Annotated in this window: 1 protein-coding gene; it reads right to left on the reverse strand. The window is 44.3% G+C overall.

Annotated elements, in window-relative coordinates:
* The coding region (locus AB4512_RS22215; RefSeq protein WP_372175709.1) for a two-component regulator propeller domain-containing protein at window positions 1–1,063 on the reverse strand (1,063 nt) is incomplete at both ends.

Raw genomic sequence — 1,063 nt, forward strand, 5'->3', positions numbered from 1 at the left:
TTCATGGTTTCGATAGATAACGAATAGAGGTTTTGCCCAGAGGTCATCCAAAGAACGTTATCGGCTTGAAGCGCAAGGTTTTCAACACGCACTCCCTCAATTGGCCTTGGTAAATCAAGGGCTTCGGGTTGTAGTGTTTCCGTATTTAGACTGATGATACCTTGTTCGGTCGCCAACCAAATGGAAGAGCCAAAGATCTCAAAATCATTAACAGGGTTAGAGTAAACACGAATTGGGTTCTCTTCACTTTCAGAATCAACCAAGTAGAGCCCCATTGAAGACGCGACCCAAGATAACTGGTCACTGACAGGCAGTACTTTGTTGATCACCACACTACTCGAATGCATGCCCATTCCAGTTAGGGGTGTTCTCGAGAAGGTTTTGCTGAACAGTGAGAAGTATCGGATACCGTTGTTTGTCGCAACCCACATGCCACCAGCATGATCGTTTATCAACGAATATATTTTCTCACCCGGTAACGAGAAGTCTTGACTAGCGGCTTGTTCGAATCGAGTAATTTGTCCCGTAATAAAGTTGTAGCTAATAAGGCCGTGCTCTGTACCAATCCAATACTGGTCCGAAGTTTCGGCCAACGAGAGAACATGCGACCCTTTAACGATGGTCTCTTTGTCTGGGTTCGCGAGATCAACAATCACAGCACCATTTAAAGTACCGATCACTAACTCACGTCGAGCATTCGAAAAATAAACCGTCTCAATATGGTTTTTGTCTGATGCGGTGACATGGGTAAACTCTTGATTCTCTGAAAGGTAAACGCCAGAACTGGTCGCTAGCACCCACTTTGATAGTACCCACTCAGCGTCGTTAATCGCAATGTCACTGCTGTTATTGTATCGGTACAGTTTAAGTAGAGAGTAGGTGTTGAATTCTAAAGATTGAGTGTTGTAGGTATAGAAATTACTGCCGTCAGTAACCCAAATATAATCGCCTGATGCACCGATATTCGCTATTTCAGCGCCGGGACTTAGGCTAAACGCCAATTCGTTGCCAATTCCAGGGTTATGTCGATAGACCTCATTGTCGAAAAATGTCCAAAACTCAT

The sequence above is a fragment of the Vibrio sp. 10N.222.52.B7 genome, assembly GCF_041474275.1.
GTDB classification, from domain to species: domain Bacteria; phylum Pseudomonadota; class Gammaproteobacteria; order Enterobacterales; family Vibrionaceae; genus Vibrio; species Vibrio crassostreae_C.